This is a genomic window from Neorhizobium petrolearium (genome assembly GCF_029854435.1).
Lineage (GTDB): Bacteria > Pseudomonadota > Alphaproteobacteria > Rhizobiales > Rhizobiaceae > Neorhizobium > Neorhizobium petrolearium.
The window spans coordinates 4810418-4825053 of sequence record NZ_CP123000.1 but is presented as its reverse complement, the minus strand read 5'-3'; the positions used below and the strand labels follow the sequence as shown (position 1 = coordinate 4825053).

Sequence of the window (14636 nt, the reverse complement as noted above, 5' to 3'; positions counted from 1 at the left end):
CTGCCCCACGTGGAATCAGGGCCGGATCTGACCGGTGCCATGCACCAGGTATTTGAAGGACGTCAACTGTTCGACGCCGACGGGGCCGCGCGCATGCATTTTACCGGTGGAAATGCCGATCTCGCCGCCCATGCCGAACTCGCCGCCGTCCGCGAACTGGGTCGAGGCATTGTGCAGCAGGATCGCCGAGTCGATTTCGTTGAAGAAACGCGCGACGACATCCGGGTCTTCTGCAATCACTGCCTCCGTGTGATGGGACGAATAGGTGTTGATGTGGCGGATCGCCCCGGAAATGCCATCGACGATGGCGACCGAGATCACCGCGTCGAGATATTCGGTGCGCCAGTCTTCCTCCGTCGCAGGCTTGAAACCGGGGAAGACCTTCAACACAGCGGCGGAAGCGTGGATTTCGCAGCCGGCTTCCGTCAACGCTTCAAGAATCGGCATCAGGTGCGTGCCGATCGCAGCGCTATCGACAAGCAGCGTTTCTGCCGCGCCGCAGACGCCCGTGCGGCGCATCTTGGCGTTGACGACGATCTTCTTCGCCATTTCAAGATCGGCGGAAGCGTCTACATAGATATGGCAGAGGCCTTCGAGATGGGCAAAGACCGGTACGCGTGCTTCGTTCTGAACGCGGGCGACGAGGCTTTTGCCGCCGCGCGGCACGATGACGTCGATAGCACCGTTGAGGCCCGACAGCATGGCGCCGACCGCCGCGCGATCGGTAGTCGGGACGATCTGGACCGCGTGTTCGGGAAGTCCGGCGGCTTTCAGACCGGTTACGAGGCAATCATGGATCGCCTTCGATGAATGGGCGGAGTCGGAGCCACCGCGCAAGATTACCGCATTGCCGGCCTTGAGGCAAAGCGCACCTGCATCAGCCGTGACGTTCGGGCGGCTCTCATAGATCACGCCGATGACACCAAGCGGTGTGCGTACCCGCTCGATATGGAGACCGTTCGGCCGATCCCAGGCGGCGATCACCTCGCCGACCGGGTCCTTGAACTCGGCGATCTCTCGCAAGGCGCTGGCCATGCCAGCAATGCCTTTTTCAGTCAGCGTCAGCCGGTCGATGAAGGAAGGAAGCAATACCTTGCCTTCGACTTGTCTCAGGTCGATGGCATTGGCGGCGAGGATTTTGTCCCTGGCGGCAAGGATAGCATCCGCCATTGTATTCAGCGCCTTGTTTTTGGCTTCGGTCGAGGCCGTGGCAAGCTCCCTGGCTGCCGCTTTGGCATTGTGGCCGATCTCGTCCATGATGGCGGCGACGTCGGCCGCGTTTGCAACTTTATCAAGCATGGGCGGTATCCTCCTTGCGATCCTCGTTCTTCGCCTTGCGCCGAATCGGTCCGGTCATCACCAGGTCGTCACGGTGAACCATGGCAGCGCGGCCGGCATAACCGAGGATCGCCTCTATCTCGCCGGACTTGCGGCCGGTGATCTGGCGAGCCTCGTCGGCATCATAGCTTACCAGCCCACGGGCAATCTCGCGCCCGTCGACACCGATGATCGCAACCGTATCACCGCGATGGAAATGCCCCCTGATACGGCGCACGCCTGCGGGCAGCAGGCTTTTTCCCCCGCCAAGCGCGTTTTCCGCGCCTTCATCGACGAAAAGTTCGCCGGCCGGCTGAAGCTGGCCCGCGATCCAGGTCTTTCGTGCCGTGACGGGCGTGCCGGAAGGCGCGAACCAGGAGGAGCGCGTGCCCTCTTCAATGGCGCGCAGCGGATGGTCGGCCTTGCCAGAGGCGATGATCATGGCGCAGCCTGCGCCGGTTGCGATCTTGCCGGCATCGATCTTGGTGCGCATGCCGCCACGCGAAAGCTCCGAAGCTGCGCCCCCCGCCATCGCTTCGATTTCCGGCGTGATTGCCGGGATGGCCTCCAGGAACCTTGCACCCGGATCGAGGTGCGGTGGAGCCGTATAAAGCCCATCGATATCGGACAGCAGAACGAGGAGGTCCGCGCTGGTCATGGTCGCGACACGGGCGGCGAGCCGATCGTTGTCGCCGTAGCGAATTTCAGTCGTGGCAACCGTGTCGTTCTCGTTGATGATCGGCACAGCGCCGATCTTCAGCAATTGGTTGATTGTCGCGCGGGCATTGAGATACCGGCGGCGCTCCTCAGTATCTCCGAGTGTCAGCAGGATTTGCCCAGCCACGATCCCGTCGCGGGACAAGCTTTCTGACCAGGCGCGTGCGAGTGCGATCTGGCCGACGGCCGCTGCCGCCTGACTTTCTTCGAGCTTCAAGGCGCCGGAGGGCAGGTCAAGCACGGTGCGCCCCAAGGCGATCGCACCGGAGGAGACCACCAGAACGTCAATGCCTTTCATCTTCAGCGCGGCTATATCGGAGCAGATCGCATCGAGCCATTGCGATTTCAGACCCGTCTTTCGGTCGACAAGCAGGGCAGAGCCGATCTTGATGACGATACGGCGGTGGCTGGCGAGCGGCTTTCGGGCAGTCATTCGTCGCTCCCCTCGCCGAAATCCTCGATCGGCAAAGAGCGGTCGGGCAATGCCGTCTCTTCGCCCTCGCTCGCTTCGACGATGACGTCACGAAGGGCACGCAGGACCTCGGTCATGCCCCTGCCGGTAACAGCCGAGATTAGAAACGGCGTTTGGCCGCACGCCTTCTCCAGTTCCTTCGCCTTTTTCTTGAGTTCCTTCTCATCGAGTACGTCGATCTGCGAGAGTGCGACGATTTCCCTTTTGTCGGTCAGGCCTCCGCCATAGGCTTCGAGTTCCGTTTTTACGGTCTTGTAAGACTTGCCGGCCTTTTCCTCGACTGCCGAGACGAGGTGCAGCAGCACACGGGTGCGTTCCACATGGCCAAGGAACCGGTCGCCGATACCCACGCCTTCGTGGGCTCCCTCGATCAATCCGGGGATGTCAGCCAGTACGAATTCACGTCCGTCGATCGAGGCGACACCGAGGTTGGGATGCAGCGTGGTGAAGGGATAGTTGGCGATCTTCGGCCGTGCTCGCGTCACGGCTGCCAGAAACGTGGACTTGCCCGCATTCGGCAGACCCACGAGGCCGGCATCGGCAATCAGCTTCAGCCGCAGCCAGATGGTTTTTTCCTCACCTTCAAGGCCAGGATTGGCCCAGTTCGGCGCCTGATTTGTCGAGGTCTTGAAATGGGCGTTTCCGAAGCCGCCATTACCGCCCTTGGCGAGCCGAAACTTCTGGCCCTCCTTCGTGAGATCGACGATCAGCGTCTCGTTGTCTTCCTCAAAGATCTGCGTGCCAACCGGTACTTTCAGCGTCACATCGCTCCCGTTGGCGCCGGTGCGGTTCTTGCCCATGCCGTGCGTGCCGATCTTGGCCTTGAAGTGCTGCTGGAACCGGAAGTCGATCAGCGTATTGAGGCCGTTGACCGCTTCCACCCAGACATCGCCGCCACGCCCGCCGTCACCGCCATCCGGTCCGCCGAACTCGATGTATTTCTCTCGACGGAACGAGACCGCGCCCGCGCCGCCGTCACCGGAGCGTATGTAGACTTTTGCCTCGTCGAGAAATTTCATGTTTCCGCCGTCGGTTTTGCGTTGATCGGGGCCTCATCTGACAAGGCATCCGGTGGGTTTCGATATCGCCGGTTGGGACAGAGGTCAAAGATTATCATGAAACCCCCGGCAACCAGCCCGGCGGAATCTCTCCCGCCGGGCCTATCATCATATAGGTTACGGCCGCCGAAGCCGACGGAAGTCCTCGGGCAGCATCGCGGTTTCGATATGCGGCACCATGCGGTTGCGCGACATGCTGAAGATCTGGTCCGCGTCGGTGATGCGGAAACCGAGCTTCCGCTGGACATTCAGCGACGCGAGATTGTCCGCAAAGGCCCCGGAGCGGATCGCCGTATTGGGCATCCGCCGGAAAAAACGCTCCAAGGCTGCGCCGGCCGCCTCCGTCACGTAACCGCGATCCCAGTAGAAGCGGTTGAGCCAGTAGCCGAGATGCCACTCACCACGACGGAGTTCGATCGCGACGACGCCGATATGAGTATCGTCACCGGTCGTGATCGCCAGCGCCCAGTCCGGCAGTATGCCGGAGGTCTGCGGGACGATCCAGTCCAGCGCATCCTGCCGATCATAGGGTTGCGGCACTTTCGACAACATGCGGCTCACCTTGAAATCGCCGAGCGATTCGGCAATCGCCGGCGCATCGGAGAGTTTGTGAGGCCTGAGGACCAGCCGTTCGGTGATGATGACGGGGCAGGGGCCTGGCATCGTGACGACAGAATCGCTCTTCTGGAGAACGGCAGCGTTCATCTCAGTTCTCCCCAGCTTCTCAAGGACATCCAGGTCTTGCGGTCGAGCCGGAACCATTCGACCGCGACCATGCCGCCGAGCGCCATGCAATCGATCATGCCGGTGCCCTGGAACTGGAAGCCGCACTTCTGGATCACCCGCTTCGATGGGATGTTGGTCACCCGGCAACGCGCATCAATGTAATCGATGTGGTTGCGCGTGCGGAAGGCCATGTCGATCAGCACATGCGCGGCTTCGGTGGCGTAACCCCTGTTCCAATGGGGTTCGCCCAGCCAGTAGCCGATCTCCAACGTTCGCTCGTCCTGGTGGGGTTCCAGCGCGCAACAACCGAGGAAGGCGCCGTTGTCACCTCGCGTGATGGCGTAGACGCACTTGCCAATCTCGCCGGCTTTCGCACGTCGTACGAAATCGGCTGCGTCTTTTGCCGTGTAGGGATGCGGCATACGCGACACCATGGTCGCGATATTCGCATTGTTGGCGAGATGGGCAAGGGCGTCGATGTCTTCTTCATGGGGCGCGCGGAGAACCAGTCTCTGCGACAGTAAGACGGGGCAATCGCTCCTCGACCGTTCGGGTCTTAGCGGTTCCTTAGGCCGTTCCTCTGGCGGCCGGGATTGGCTCGCCCTCAGTAATTCGCCTTGCATGGTTCAGTCTCCTCTCTGAGGTTAAAGAAAAAGGGAAGGTGGGTGGCGCCCCATCTTCCCTTTTCTTCTGACTGAACTTTGCGCTTCAGCCGGGTCGATGAGACGCCGGCTGTTTTAGAGCGCTACCGGCTTATTCCGCTGCTTCCGCTTTCGGCATGACGGACACGTATACTCGGCCGTTCGCCTTCGTGCGGAAGGACACGTTACCGGCGGCGAGTGCGAAGATCGTGTGGTCCTTGCCGAGGCCAACGTTCTGGCCCGGATGCCACTGCGTGCCGCGCTGACGCACGATAATGTTGCCCGGAATGACGGCTTCGCCGCCGAATTTCTTCACGCCAAGGCGCTTGGACTCGGAATCGCGACCGTTACGCGACGAACCGCCAGCTTTCTTATGTGCCATTGGTGTTCTCCTTTACCTTCGAAACCCTGATTAGCCGAGAATGTCCGTGATGCGGACAACCGTGTGATGCTGGCGATGGCCGCGAATCCGCTTGGAATTCTGCCTGCGGCGCTTCTTGAAGGAGAGAACCTTCTTGCCACGGTTATGCTCGACCACTTCGGCCTTGACCGTCGCACCCTTGACGAATGGGGCGCCGATCTTGGCATCGGCGCCTTCGCCGACGACCAGGACTTCGCTGAACTCGATTACTGCACCAGCTTCGGCTTCCAGCTTCTCGATGGTCAGCATGTCGTTGGCTGCCACGCGATACTGCTTACCGCCGGTCTTGATGACTGCGAACATTCTTTATCCTTTCATGTTCGGTCCGGCTCTATCCGGAAAGGACGGCCGTCTTTTTGTCAGTCGGTCTATGGCAGGGTTTCGAAAGAGAGCATCTTTTGAACTTGCCTGCCGGTGAAATCCGCATGGCGGCAACAAAGCGCCATGCAAACAAAGAGGCATGGAATCTTTTCCACGCCTGATCGCGTGCGGGGATACGCGACAGACAAAAAACTGTCAAGGTAAAAGCTTAGCTTGTCTCGATATTCGCCCCTTGCCAGCTCCACCTTTCATCGCTATGAGAACGCCGCGCTGACCAACGCGTCACATCTTTAAGCGGAGAGGTGGCTGAGTGGTCGAAAGCACCGCACTCGAAATGCGGCATACGGGCAACCGTATCGTGGGTTCGAATCCCACCCTCTCCGCCATTCGGACACTGGTTTACCAGTGGTCCTCACAAGATTGCTGAGCCAATTCTGCTATCAACAAGCGTCTCGATCTTGATCTTTTTGGACCAACGGCGCACTGGAGCCACGCAGGCACTATCCCTAGGATTGCGGCCGATACTCTTGTCTGAGCCGCTCTCGATCCCACTCATCGATGAAATCAAGATTGTAGAGATGTTCGAGCAATGCAGATTCGTTAACTCGTAGCGCCTTTGCGATTCGCGCAGCTACGTATCTGTCGATTCTGCCTACTTGGGTCAGGTTACGGGCGAGCAACCCACGGGGCATGATTAAGTAGGCTGCGAAAGCATTCGCTCTCTTCTCAATCTCTGGCGCTACCCAGGGGCCGCTCACATGCGAAATCCGTTTTGCACGTGTCCTATCGTAGAGGATGTGGCAAAGTTCGTGGGCTATTGTAAAGCGCTTGCCGTCTTCGTCTGCATTGAAGAGACTTCTAAGATTGATCACAATTGCTGGTGCGAAACCCTCACCAGCCAAAGCGACTCCGCGGATGGAATCTGTGTCGAACTCAAGTTCCTCCACTGAGATACCCAGGTCGCCAGCAAGAGCTCGCACATCTACCCAGGTTGGGTTGCCTCGCAAATAGCGGAGTTCATCGAGCAGATCTTCCGCCAAAGAATATCCATCTTCATGGGGGGAACCCATGACGGAGTTGAGGCCAGGAGAAACGACGGCGGCTAAGTGATCAGAGTCATGCCCACTTTGAAACTTGATCATGACGTCACAGAGCCTGCCGACATCAGCTTGGTTCAGCTCGGGGCTTACGCCTCCAAACATCGCAATTGCGGGTGAGAGGATGTCGAGAAACGGCTCCTCCCTTCTTTCAGGCTCGAGAAGCTCCAAATGGCCAGCATTAGCTAAAACTTGACGTGCAAGTTTGAGGACGTCCTCGGGGACATACGCCTTCTCCAACTCTTCATTTGAGATGTTGCGGAGGCTATCAATCTTTTCACAGATCTCCGCCCATCGCCGCTGGTCATCAACGTCGAGAGACAGCGGCGGATTTGCGCAGAACCACTGCATCGCGTTCCAAAGTGGTTTCGCCACCTGTGAGACCGGCAGACGAGCAACACCAGGCTCGCATGCAAACCTGAAGCCGTTAGGGGGCATGAATGGAGGCGCGGAAGTCCAAGAAATCTCTACGGCGTCACCAAACCGGCGAATAAATATGTCTGGGAACAGTCCGCCTTCCGAGCAAGACCTTAAAGCATGCCTTTCGAACCAGCTCTTAGCTGCTTTATAATTCGCCTTGCCCAACTCGTCGTCGGCAGCAATCCATCGTGCGATTGCTCGTCTACAAGCCACTGCTGCGGGTGCGGCACTCTTCTCACTCCAAGAAAAGTCTTCTTCCTGAAACAAAGACGACCAATTTGATGCTAACCAATCAAATAGGGGAGAGAGATACCAGCCCACATGTCCCTGCTTTGACTGGCCTCTCTCGCTGCTCGTCAGATTTTGATCTGCAACGATGATCGTCAAGTCTCCGACTGACCAACCATGGTTGAGCGGACGATATCGGCGCAGTTCGCTGTCATTGGTCCAACGTAGACCAATTTGAAACACTCCAGGCTCGCCAAAAAACTCAAATTTACTCATCGCTATCCAGCGCCCAGCGCACATCTTCCTTTGAGAAGTCTATATAACGCTTAATATCTCTCCGCGTCACTAGCCCCTCATCTAACCAACTGTCTTTGATTTCCACTGGCACTCTATTCCAAGGTTCCGGATATCCGTGCCACGTGCCATCCGCCGTAGGCTGAGCGACAAATGCTATCCCCCTAGACGTAGCATACCTCTTTTCGGTGACAGGATCGCTTTTGCTTTGGTCAAACAACTGATTAGCGATAGTCTCGTTCCATTCATGCTGAAACGGATCCCCGTGGAAGCCGCTGTCCAAGAGTTCGTGTGTCCATTCCGGACAAAGTGTTCCCTTGCGTCCCGCAGCCGGTCTGTTTTTGTGCTTCAGGGATCCGCGATAAAGTGAGGGCGCTTTCATGTTTCCTGCGGTTCGAGCCTTGGAGAATACTCCGACGACAAGCGTAGGTGTCTTTGCTTAACTTTTCCCCATATCCTTTCATGTTTCCTGCGGTTCGAGCCTTGGAGAATACTCCGACGACAAGCGTAGGTGTCTTTGCTTAACTTTTCCCCATATCCAACTCAAGACAGTTGGGCTCCTATAGGATCATCCAACTCGCACACAAATTGTGCCCGGTTAAACCTTGGCACCCCTCCAGGGGCATCCTAAGCGTGACCTTCAATATCCGTTGGAGGTCACCATGGCGACGATCCGGAAGCTTAGAGGACGCTGGCAAGCTCAGGTGCGCCGACGCGGCATGAAGCCGCGAGCAAAAAGCTTTGACAGCAAAGCCGAAGCGGAGAAGTGGGCGCGAGACTTGGAGAGCCAGGTCGATCGTTTCGGTATGGCGCCGGACACGAAGATCCTCGAGACCACAACGCTCGGCGAGCTTCTTGAGCGTTACCAGAAGGAGATCACGCCTCGGAAACGTGGTGCAGTCCAAGAAGGGCAGCGCATTGACGTTCTTCGGCGTCATGATTTGTCCCATAGAACTCTGATCGGTCTAAGCCAGCAAGACGTTGCGACCTTCCGTGACGAGCGGCTTCAGCGCGTAGCTCCATCTACCGCCGTGCGCGAGATGGCGATCCTCAGCCACACACTTGAGGTTGCGATCCGAGATTGGGGTATGCCGCTCGCGAAGAACGTCGTGAAGCTAGTGCGCCGACCGGTTATTCGTAACGAACGCTGCCGACGCCTGACGGGTGACGAGGAGCTGCGTCTGCTGGACGGTTGCGACGCAGGTCAGATCCCTTACCTTCGAACACTGGTGATTGTCGCGATCGAGACCGGGATGCGCCGTGGAGAGCTGCTCGGTCTGAAATGGTCCGATGTCTCGCACAATCGCCGTGTCATCACGCTGACGCTTACCAAAAACGGATCCGGTCGTGAGGTGCCACTCAGTCCTCGCGCCTTTGATGCGCTGATGGATTGGAAGTCGCGCACCGAAGTAGACCAATCTACCGTATTTCCAATGACGACCGGAGCGCTCGAACAAGCCTGGCGCCGTCTATTGATCCGTGTGGGCATCACCGGACTGAGATTTCACGACTTGCGACACGAAGGCGTCAGCCAATGTCGTTGAAAAGCAATAATTTGGGACTGGGCTTTATTGATGCGGCTTTCGGCTTTGCGTCTAGCGCAGCAAAAGGATTTGAACCGTATGGTAGGGGGCAAGTCCCTCGTGTTAGGGATTGCCTTGTTTCTAGGGATTTCGAGTATCTCCGGTGGCCTTCACGGTTGATTTGAAGGCTCTTTGAGACCACATGGCGGACAGGCCTGAACATTGGCGCTATGGCGACGGTTTTCGGGATTTAATGCCGGCTCGAACGGATCGCCGACCACCGTGGCCGGATGTCTGAAGGCCTTCAATCTCAGGGCTTCCCGCTATTTCCCGCCTGTTCCCGGAGATTCCCGCCAATTCCGGAACTCACCGTCTTCCTACACCGAGATCTCCCTTTGAAAACAGTGGACATGGCTCGCACTTAAAGCCGCACAGGAAGCCCTTCGGCATCGTTCAGGATGGTGCGGGATGTCCGTTCGCCAAGACGGCTACCCATAGTGAATTGTGATGCAGAAACTGACGAGGGCCACGTTCCCGGCGCTGGGAGCGTGGATCTTTAAGCGGTCGCTTAAGTAGGCCTTTCGCCGCGTGAGCGCCGGTTAATGTATTCATCGACCGTTTGCGGCAGAATCGCATCGTTGAGCGTTAACAAAGCTCGCAGGAGATATTCGCGGATACCAGAGCGCGGTTTTTTAGCCGCAGCACTCTCTATCGCGCTCTGTATGTCTGATAAGATACTCGATAGCTGACGGCAAAAAAATTAGATCAGCGTCTCGTTTGAATACGAAGTCATCGATTACCCAATCGTCGGACGGTGTGTTTCGAACTGAGCACGGACACGTGCAAAGGCGATTTCCCTGGTATAGCTGGTCTCCTTCCCAAACAAACCCTTCGGATCGATACCTATAGCGTAGCCATACCGGTTACTCGTTGGATATTCCGGTGCCGCATCCCTTGAAAGCTTACCTTCTTCGTCTAAATTAATGCGATAAAGCCTAATTTAATCGACACTAGACGAGCGACTACGGGCGGGGTCATCCGAAAAGGGGCGTTCGCAATCGAGAGTCTAAGCGGTCGTCCCAGAAAGCTTCGCCCTACAAATTTGCTCGACAAGCTCCTGAAGCACCTGAATACGTTCGATGATCCAGCGAAGCTCTTCTTCTGTTATCTCGTAATGCGGCGAATACCTTGCATCGACATAAGCCCGATCGAGCCGCTCGAAACAGCGGCGGGCGAATTTGGTGTCTCGCGGCCATGCCTCGATCAGGCGCGCGTCGATCCCCTCGGCCGAAGAGCGTAGGAATTTCAGGCGATGCGACTTAGGCGAGTAGAGGGTCAGGACAAGCAGGACGCAGTGATACGCTTCTTCCGTCGCCTGATGCAGCATAAAGGAGCCGTGTCGCCAGATTCCGTCATCTAGCATCAATTCTGCTCCGCGGAGCGCTTCCCTTGAAAGCTTGAACCAGCGCTCGAAATAACCCTCAGCCTCCTTCCTCGCATCTTCCTGATCCAGCGGCTTCGGTGCCACGAACGGATGGCCTTCCTTCTCGTAGAGCATGATGCCGTCGCGGATGATGTCGATAAAGAAAGGCCTGCCGCGTGCCAGCTGGTCGTTCACGTCCTGCAGCGTGTGAACGATGATGTTGACCGGCGTCTCGATTTCCTTGGTAATCGTCAATTCGCGCAGGAAATGATCGGACACATCGTGCCACAGATCATTGTCCTCTCCGACGCTTTTGATATTGACGACAACGAGGATATCGAAATCGGACCTGTAACCGCTCTTGCGATCTTCCACCCAGTCGCCGCGGCTATAGGAACCGAAGAGAATGACCTTCAAGATCCGCCCGGCCTTCTGCTTTTCGGAAAGCTTCGATTGCTGCGCCGCATCGAATTCCTCAAAGATGATCTTCAAGGCAAGCGAAAGCTCCCGCTGCTTGCGCTCCGGAAGATGGCCGAGGCCGTCATTGTCGTCCGTCACCAAAACACCTGTGTCCATTGCCCTGTCGTAACCTGCAGCCATTGCGGCAATGCAAGTCTACGCCTCTGTATCTGGCCAGACTCAAAATCACCCAAAACAAGCGCTAGCCAAGCGTTGCGCTACCCAAGATTGAGCACATGCGCCGACGTATTTAATCATACACCTTATTTGGGCGGTCGCCGCAAGCGCGGCGCAAGTCATCGGGGAAAACCCGACCTCAATCCACGACCCTGTAATTGCGATGTATCGCCCAATGGCCAAGCAAATTCGCGGAGTTTGCCTATGATGCAGGGAATGGAATGTTGATCTGGTGAAATTCCCCGTACGAATTAAGACTATATCAGATCTTCGGGCGAGGAACTATTTTGCGTGCATCGACATTTTAGGTTTTCGGCCGGATAACGAGGCAGCATATGCAATCAGTCAGGATGACCGAAGAGCTGTGGCAGCATCTGCTTTCGCTGCGGGAGGATTCGATTGACCCGGTTGCGCTTCCTGAAGATGTCGATGTCTCGTGCCTGTCGCTTTACAGGCCGCTAGCGCTGCGGGAGAGGCCTTTTGCCCTGGCTCAGGTCGGTCAGTCGCTGGATGGGCGCATCGCAACCCCGGCGGGTGACGCCCAGAATGTTTCGGGATCCGACGGGATCGCTCATCTTCACCGCTGCCGCGCGCTGGTGGATGCGGTTATCGTCGGTGTGGGGACGGTTGTCGCCGACAATCCGAGCCTTTCCGTCCGCGCAGTCCGCGGCAGAAGCCCGGTTCGGGTCGTGGTGGATTGCAACGGCCGTATGCCCGAACGCGCCAAGATGCTGCATGACGGCGGCACACCCGTCCTCGTGATGCAGGCAGACGATGCGTCGCGTCGCTATGATGCCCATGAGGTCATTCGTCTGCCGCGTCAGGCCGATGGCGGGCTGTTGCCCAACGATATCCTGACAGCACTTGCAGAACGCGACCTTGCCACAGTCCTGGTGGAAGGCGGCGCAAGAACGATTTCCCGTTTCGTCGATGCGCAGTTGATCGACCATTTGCATGTGTCGGTATCGCCGATCATCATCGGTTCGGGACCGGCTGGAATCCGGCTTGCGCCAATCGAGCGGCTTTCCGAAGCACGCCGCCCCGAGGTGCAGATCTACAATATCGGCACGGATATCGTCTTCGACTGCAATTTGCGTGCCGAGGCTCGACAGCAGACCGCCTTACCTAAGCGCGAGGATATCCTGATGGCCAACACGGCATAGACTGCCTTCAACGTCGACCATGCGGTGTCGGAAACCGGCCCAATCGCCAATTTCGTTCTCGTCAAGTTGGCCGTATTCATAGATCGCGCGGATAACGCCATCGATAAATCGCCGCTGCAGACCGGCATCGGCTGCCGTCATGATCCATGGAGACGGGGCAACCTGCAGCGTATAGTCCCTCTCCTTCAGGCATTCGACCAGCGTCTTCCAACCGGCCGGCCCAAGCGAAACGCCAAACCCCTTGTCACTCAGTTGATGCGCATTGAAACTTCCTGCGATCGCCTGGTCCAGCGGATGCGGCTTCGACCAAGTCATTTCCCCGTCGTAGTTCAGTGCGGCGTAAAGGCCGATACCGGTCGTGGAAATCCGTTCGGCGAACCGGCGGATGAATTGCTCGGAACAGAGGTCGAACAATGCCGATGCCGTTACCAGCCTCGCATCCGTCAATGGCAGCGCTTCGATATTGTTGAGATCGCAGCGGATAAACTCGACCGCGTTACCATGAAGCCGTCGGGCTTCATCCAGCAGCCGCCTGTCGTTATCGAACAGCTGCCAGTGGACTTTCCTCTCAATTTTCGGCGAAAGTGCGCGGAAGGTCGCTCCCGTCCCGCAGCCGATATCAAGGATGGTGCTGCCGGGAGCGTTCTCGATGGCTTCGACTGCGGCGGCCAGCAAAGCCTTGTCACGCGAACGGGCATCTACCGGTTCCCGCAGGGCCAGCCAATTTTTGTCGAAGCCGCTCACGATGCTGCCTCCAGGACGTCGGAGATGATAGCGGCCGTATCCCTCCAGGAGGGCAATTTGGCGCCGGCGGTCGCCGCAGCGTCCGCCATAGCGATTCGGGTTTCCGGTTCTTCGAGCAGCCGGCGCAGAGCCACAGCAAATGCCTTGGGATCATCCGGAGGAACAAGGAAGCCTGCGCTTCTCGGCACGACTTCCGGTACAGCGCCGGCCGCGCAGCCGACGATCGGCAGGCCTTGGGCAAGCGCTTCGGCAAAGACCATGCCGTAGCCCTCGTAACGGCTGGCCAGCGCGAAAATATCGGCCCTGGAAAACTCGTTGCGTGGATCGTCGATCTGACCTGCGAGCTCAATCCGATCACCAAGACCCGATTGGATGATCTGCCTTTCCAGCGCAGCCGAGGTGTCGGGATCAAGCGTCCTGCTGCCGACAATGCGACAGTCCCAGGAAAGATCGGACAGCTTTTCCAGCGCTGCAATCAGCACGTCGTGGCCCTTCCGGCGGGTCAGCGTGCCGATACTGAGGATCAGGGGCGGCTCGCCACGAGCCTTTGAAAGAGGCGCGGGATCCATGCCGGGAATGGCGACCGTAATTTTCTCCGCCGGCACCGCATAATTGGCAGAAAGTTCTGCCGCGGTCGTATGCGAAGTGACGATGATCCCGCGGGTCTGCGCCAGTGCGGTTTTTTCGCGCGAGGCAAGGGTCTTTTGCTGCCTATGTTCGAGCCCCGTTTCCAGAGCCAGCGGATGATGCACCAGCGCCATGATTTTGAGCCGCTTTGCCTCGCGGACGGCGCATTCATCCATGACGCCGAAAGCCAAACCATCGATCAGCACGAGGCTGCTCTCCGGAAGCTCGGAAAGCATCCGACCGGCTGCTTCAAGCTGGGCTGCGCTCGGGTTCGGAAAACCCTCGCCAAGAGAAAGCGGCTCGACATTCCAGCCGATATCGCGAAGGGCTGCGATCACGCGCCGATCATATCCATACCCGCCGGTGCGGGTTTCGATGTCGCCCGGGTAGGCGAAGATGAGATCACGGCTCACAGCTCAGCCTCGTACCAGCCGCGTGCGGTGTGGGATTCATTCAGTATAACCCTAAGCTTGCGTATGCGCTGACCGCCCCCGCCAAGCCGGCCGTTGTCGATCGCCTCGGCGATGCGATCGAAGATGTGCTTCGCCAGGAACTCCGTCGTGGTCACCTTTCCAGCGAAAATATCCAATGTGTCAAGGTTCTGGTAGTTCAACGGCGCCAGCACCTCCTTTAGCACGTCGGTGGCGAGCCCGATATCGACCGCAAGGCCGTTCTCGTCGAGATTGTCGGTAAAGAAAGCTGCATCCACGGTGAATGTCGCGCCATGCAGTCCCTGGGCAGGACCGAAGACCGGTCGGGGAAGGCTGTGCGCAACCATGATGTGATCGCGGACTTCGATGGCGAACAT

Annotated in this window: 14 protein-coding genes and 1 tRNA gene; 3 read left to right on the top strand and 12 right to left on the bottom strand. The window is 57.9% G+C overall.

The window, feature by feature from the left end; all coding sequences use genetic code 11:
- Positions 1-15: 15 nt before the first annotated feature.
- From QEO92_RS23345 to rplU, 7 genes are all read right to left on the bottom strand, one after another.
- Positions 16-1299 carry a glutamate-5-semialdehyde dehydrogenase gene (locus QEO92_RS23345; RefSeq protein WP_227704607.1) on the bottom strand — a complete coding sequence of 428 codons (1284 nt, stop codon included), beginning with the start codon at positions 1297-1299 and terminating at the stop codon, positions 16-18.
- Positions 1292-2467, bottom strand: a complete 1176-nt coding sequence (gene proB, locus QEO92_RS23340) for a glutamate 5-kinase (protein ID WP_227704606.1) — start codon at positions 2465-2467, stop codon at positions 1292-1294. Before proB ends, QEO92_RS23345 begins: the two co-directional genes overlap by 8 nt.
- Complete coding sequence (gene obgE, locus QEO92_RS23335) at positions 2464-3525, bottom strand: GTPase ObgE (RefSeq protein WP_037154129.1); 1062 nt, start codon at positions 3523-3525, stop codon at positions 2464-2466. The genes proB and obgE overlap by 4 nt, the downstream gene beginning before the upstream one ends.
- A gap of 156 nt (positions 3526-3681) precedes the next feature.
- A complete protein-coding gene (locus QEO92_RS23330; protein ID WP_037154132.1) occupies positions 3682-4269 on the bottom strand; it encodes a GNAT family N-acetyltransferase in 588 nt (195 codons plus the stop codon).
- Positions 4266-4913: a GNAT family N-acetyltransferase gene (locus QEO92_RS23325; RefSeq protein WP_227704605.1), complete on the bottom strand. Its 648-nt coding sequence runs from the start codon at positions 4911-4913 to the stop codon at positions 4266-4268. The genes QEO92_RS23330 and QEO92_RS23325 overlap by 4 nt, the downstream gene beginning before the upstream one ends.
- A 130-nt stretch (positions 4914-5043) precedes the next feature.
- Positions 5044-5313, bottom strand: a complete 270-nt coding sequence (gene rpmA / locus QEO92_RS23320; RefSeq protein ID WP_037154138.1) for a 50S ribosomal protein L27 — start codon at positions 5311-5313, stop codon at positions 5044-5046.
- Positions 5314-5343: 30 nt separating this feature from the next.
- Complete coding sequence (gene rplU / locus QEO92_RS23315; protein WP_037154140.1) at positions 5344-5655, bottom strand: 50S ribosomal protein L21; 312 nt, start codon at positions 5653-5655, stop codon at positions 5344-5346.
- Between the two features lie 314 nt (positions 5656-5969).
- Here rplU and QEO92_RS23310 point away from each other — a divergent pair.
- A tRNA-Ser gene (locus tag QEO92_RS23310) sits at positions 5970-6059 on the top strand.
- A gap of 120 nt (positions 6060-6179) precedes the next feature.
- Here QEO92_RS23310 and QEO92_RS23305 read toward each other — a convergent pair.
- The gene (locus QEO92_RS23305) at positions 6180-7694 is read right to left on the bottom strand and encodes an ImmA/IrrE family metallo-endopeptidase (RefSeq protein WP_227704604.1); all 1515 of its coding nucleotides are present in this window, start codon (positions 7692-7694) and stop codon (positions 6180-6182) included.
- 680 nt (positions 7695-8374) lie between these two features.
- On the opposite strand from QEO92_RS23305, the gene QEO92_RS23300 reads away from it, so the two are divergent.
- Positions 8375-9256 (top strand): tyrosine-type recombinase/integrase, encoded by an 882-nt coding sequence (locus tag QEO92_RS23300; protein ID WP_227704603.1) that lies wholly within the window; start codon positions 8375-8377, stop codon positions 9254-9256.
- A 1045-nt stretch (positions 9257-10301) separates the two neighbouring features.
- Here QEO92_RS23300 and QEO92_RS23295 read toward each other — a convergent pair.
- On the bottom strand, positions 10302-11234 hold the full coding sequence (locus tag QEO92_RS23295) for a HEPN domain-containing protein (RefSeq protein ID WP_227704602.1): 933 nt from the start codon (positions 11232-11234) through the stop codon (positions 10302-10304).
- A 395-nt stretch (positions 11235-11629) separates the two neighbouring features.
- Between QEO92_RS23295 and QEO92_RS23290 the strand changes: the two genes are divergently transcribed.
- Entirely contained in the window at positions 11630-12457 is an 828-nt protein-coding gene (locus QEO92_RS23290) for a RibD family protein (RefSeq protein WP_037154203.1), read from the top strand.
- On the opposite strand, the gene QEO92_RS23285 is transcribed toward QEO92_RS23290, so the two are convergent.
- The 3 genes from QEO92_RS23285 to QEO92_RS23275 are packed head-to-tail and all read right to left on the bottom strand — an operon-like array spanning position 12416 to position 14636.
- The gene (locus QEO92_RS23285) at positions 12416-13201 is read right to left on the bottom strand and encodes a class I SAM-dependent methyltransferase (RefSeq protein WP_037154204.1); all 786 of its coding nucleotides are present in this window, start codon (positions 13199-13201) and stop codon (positions 12416-12418) included. The genes QEO92_RS23290 and QEO92_RS23285 overlap by 42 nt on opposite strands.
- The gene (locus QEO92_RS23280) at positions 13198-14241 is read right to left on the bottom strand and encodes a glycosyltransferase family 4 protein (protein ID WP_037154208.1); all 1044 of its coding nucleotides are present in this window, start codon (positions 14239-14241) and stop codon (positions 13198-13200) included. The genes QEO92_RS23285 and QEO92_RS23280 overlap by 4 nt, the downstream gene beginning before the upstream one ends.
- Positions 14238-14636 carry a 6-pyruvoyl trahydropterin synthase family protein gene (locus tag QEO92_RS23275; RefSeq protein WP_037154210.1) on the bottom strand — a complete coding sequence of 133 codons (399 nt, stop codon included), beginning with the start codon at positions 14634-14636 and terminating at the stop codon, positions 14238-14240. The genes QEO92_RS23280 and QEO92_RS23275 overlap by 4 nt, the downstream gene beginning before the upstream one ends.

Coding starts and splice junctions, on each gene's coding strand:
- QEO92_RS23345 (WP_227704607.1), bottom strand. CDS start 1,299: ATGCTTGATAAAGTTGCAAACGCGGCCGACGTCGCCGCCATCATGGAC.
- proB (WP_227704606.1), bottom strand. CDS start 2,467: ATGACTGCCCGAAAGCCGCTCGCCAGCCACCGCCGTATCGTCATCAAG.
- obgE (WP_037154129.1), bottom strand. CDS start 3,525: ATGAAATTTCTCGACGAGGCAAAAGTCTACATACGCTCCGGTGACGGC.
- QEO92_RS23330 (WP_037154132.1), bottom strand. CDS start 4,269: ATGAACGCTGCCGTTCTCCAGAAGAGCGATTCTGTCGTCACGATGCCA.
- QEO92_RS23325 (WP_227704605.1), bottom strand. CDS start 4,913: ATGCAAGGCGAATTACTGAGGGCGAGCCAATCCCGGCCGCCAGAGGAA.
- rpmA (WP_037154138.1), bottom strand. CDS start 5,313: ATGGCACATAAGAAAGCTGGCGGTTCGTCGCGTAACGGTCGCGATTCC.
- rplU (WP_037154140.1), bottom strand. CDS start 5,655: ATGTTCGCAGTCATCAAGACCGGCGGTAAGCAGTATCGCGTGGCAGCC.
- QEO92_RS23305 (WP_227704604.1), bottom strand. CDS start 7,694: ATGAGTAAATTTGAGTTTTTTGGCGAGCCTGGAGTGTTTCAAATTGGT.
- QEO92_RS23300 (WP_227704603.1), top strand. CDS start 8,375: ATGGCGACGATCCGGAAGCTTAGAGGACGCTGGCAAGCTCAGGTGCGC.
- QEO92_RS23295 (WP_227704602.1), bottom strand. CDS start 11,234: ATGGACACAGGTGTTTTGGTGACGGACGACAATGACGGCCTCGGCCAT.
- QEO92_RS23290 (WP_037154203.1), top strand. CDS start 11,630: ATGCAATCAGTCAGGATGACCGAAGAGCTGTGGCAGCATCTGCTTTCG.
- QEO92_RS23275 (WP_037154210.1), bottom strand. CDS start 14,636: ATGTTCGCCATCGAAGTCCGCGATCACATCATGGTTGCGCACAGCCTT.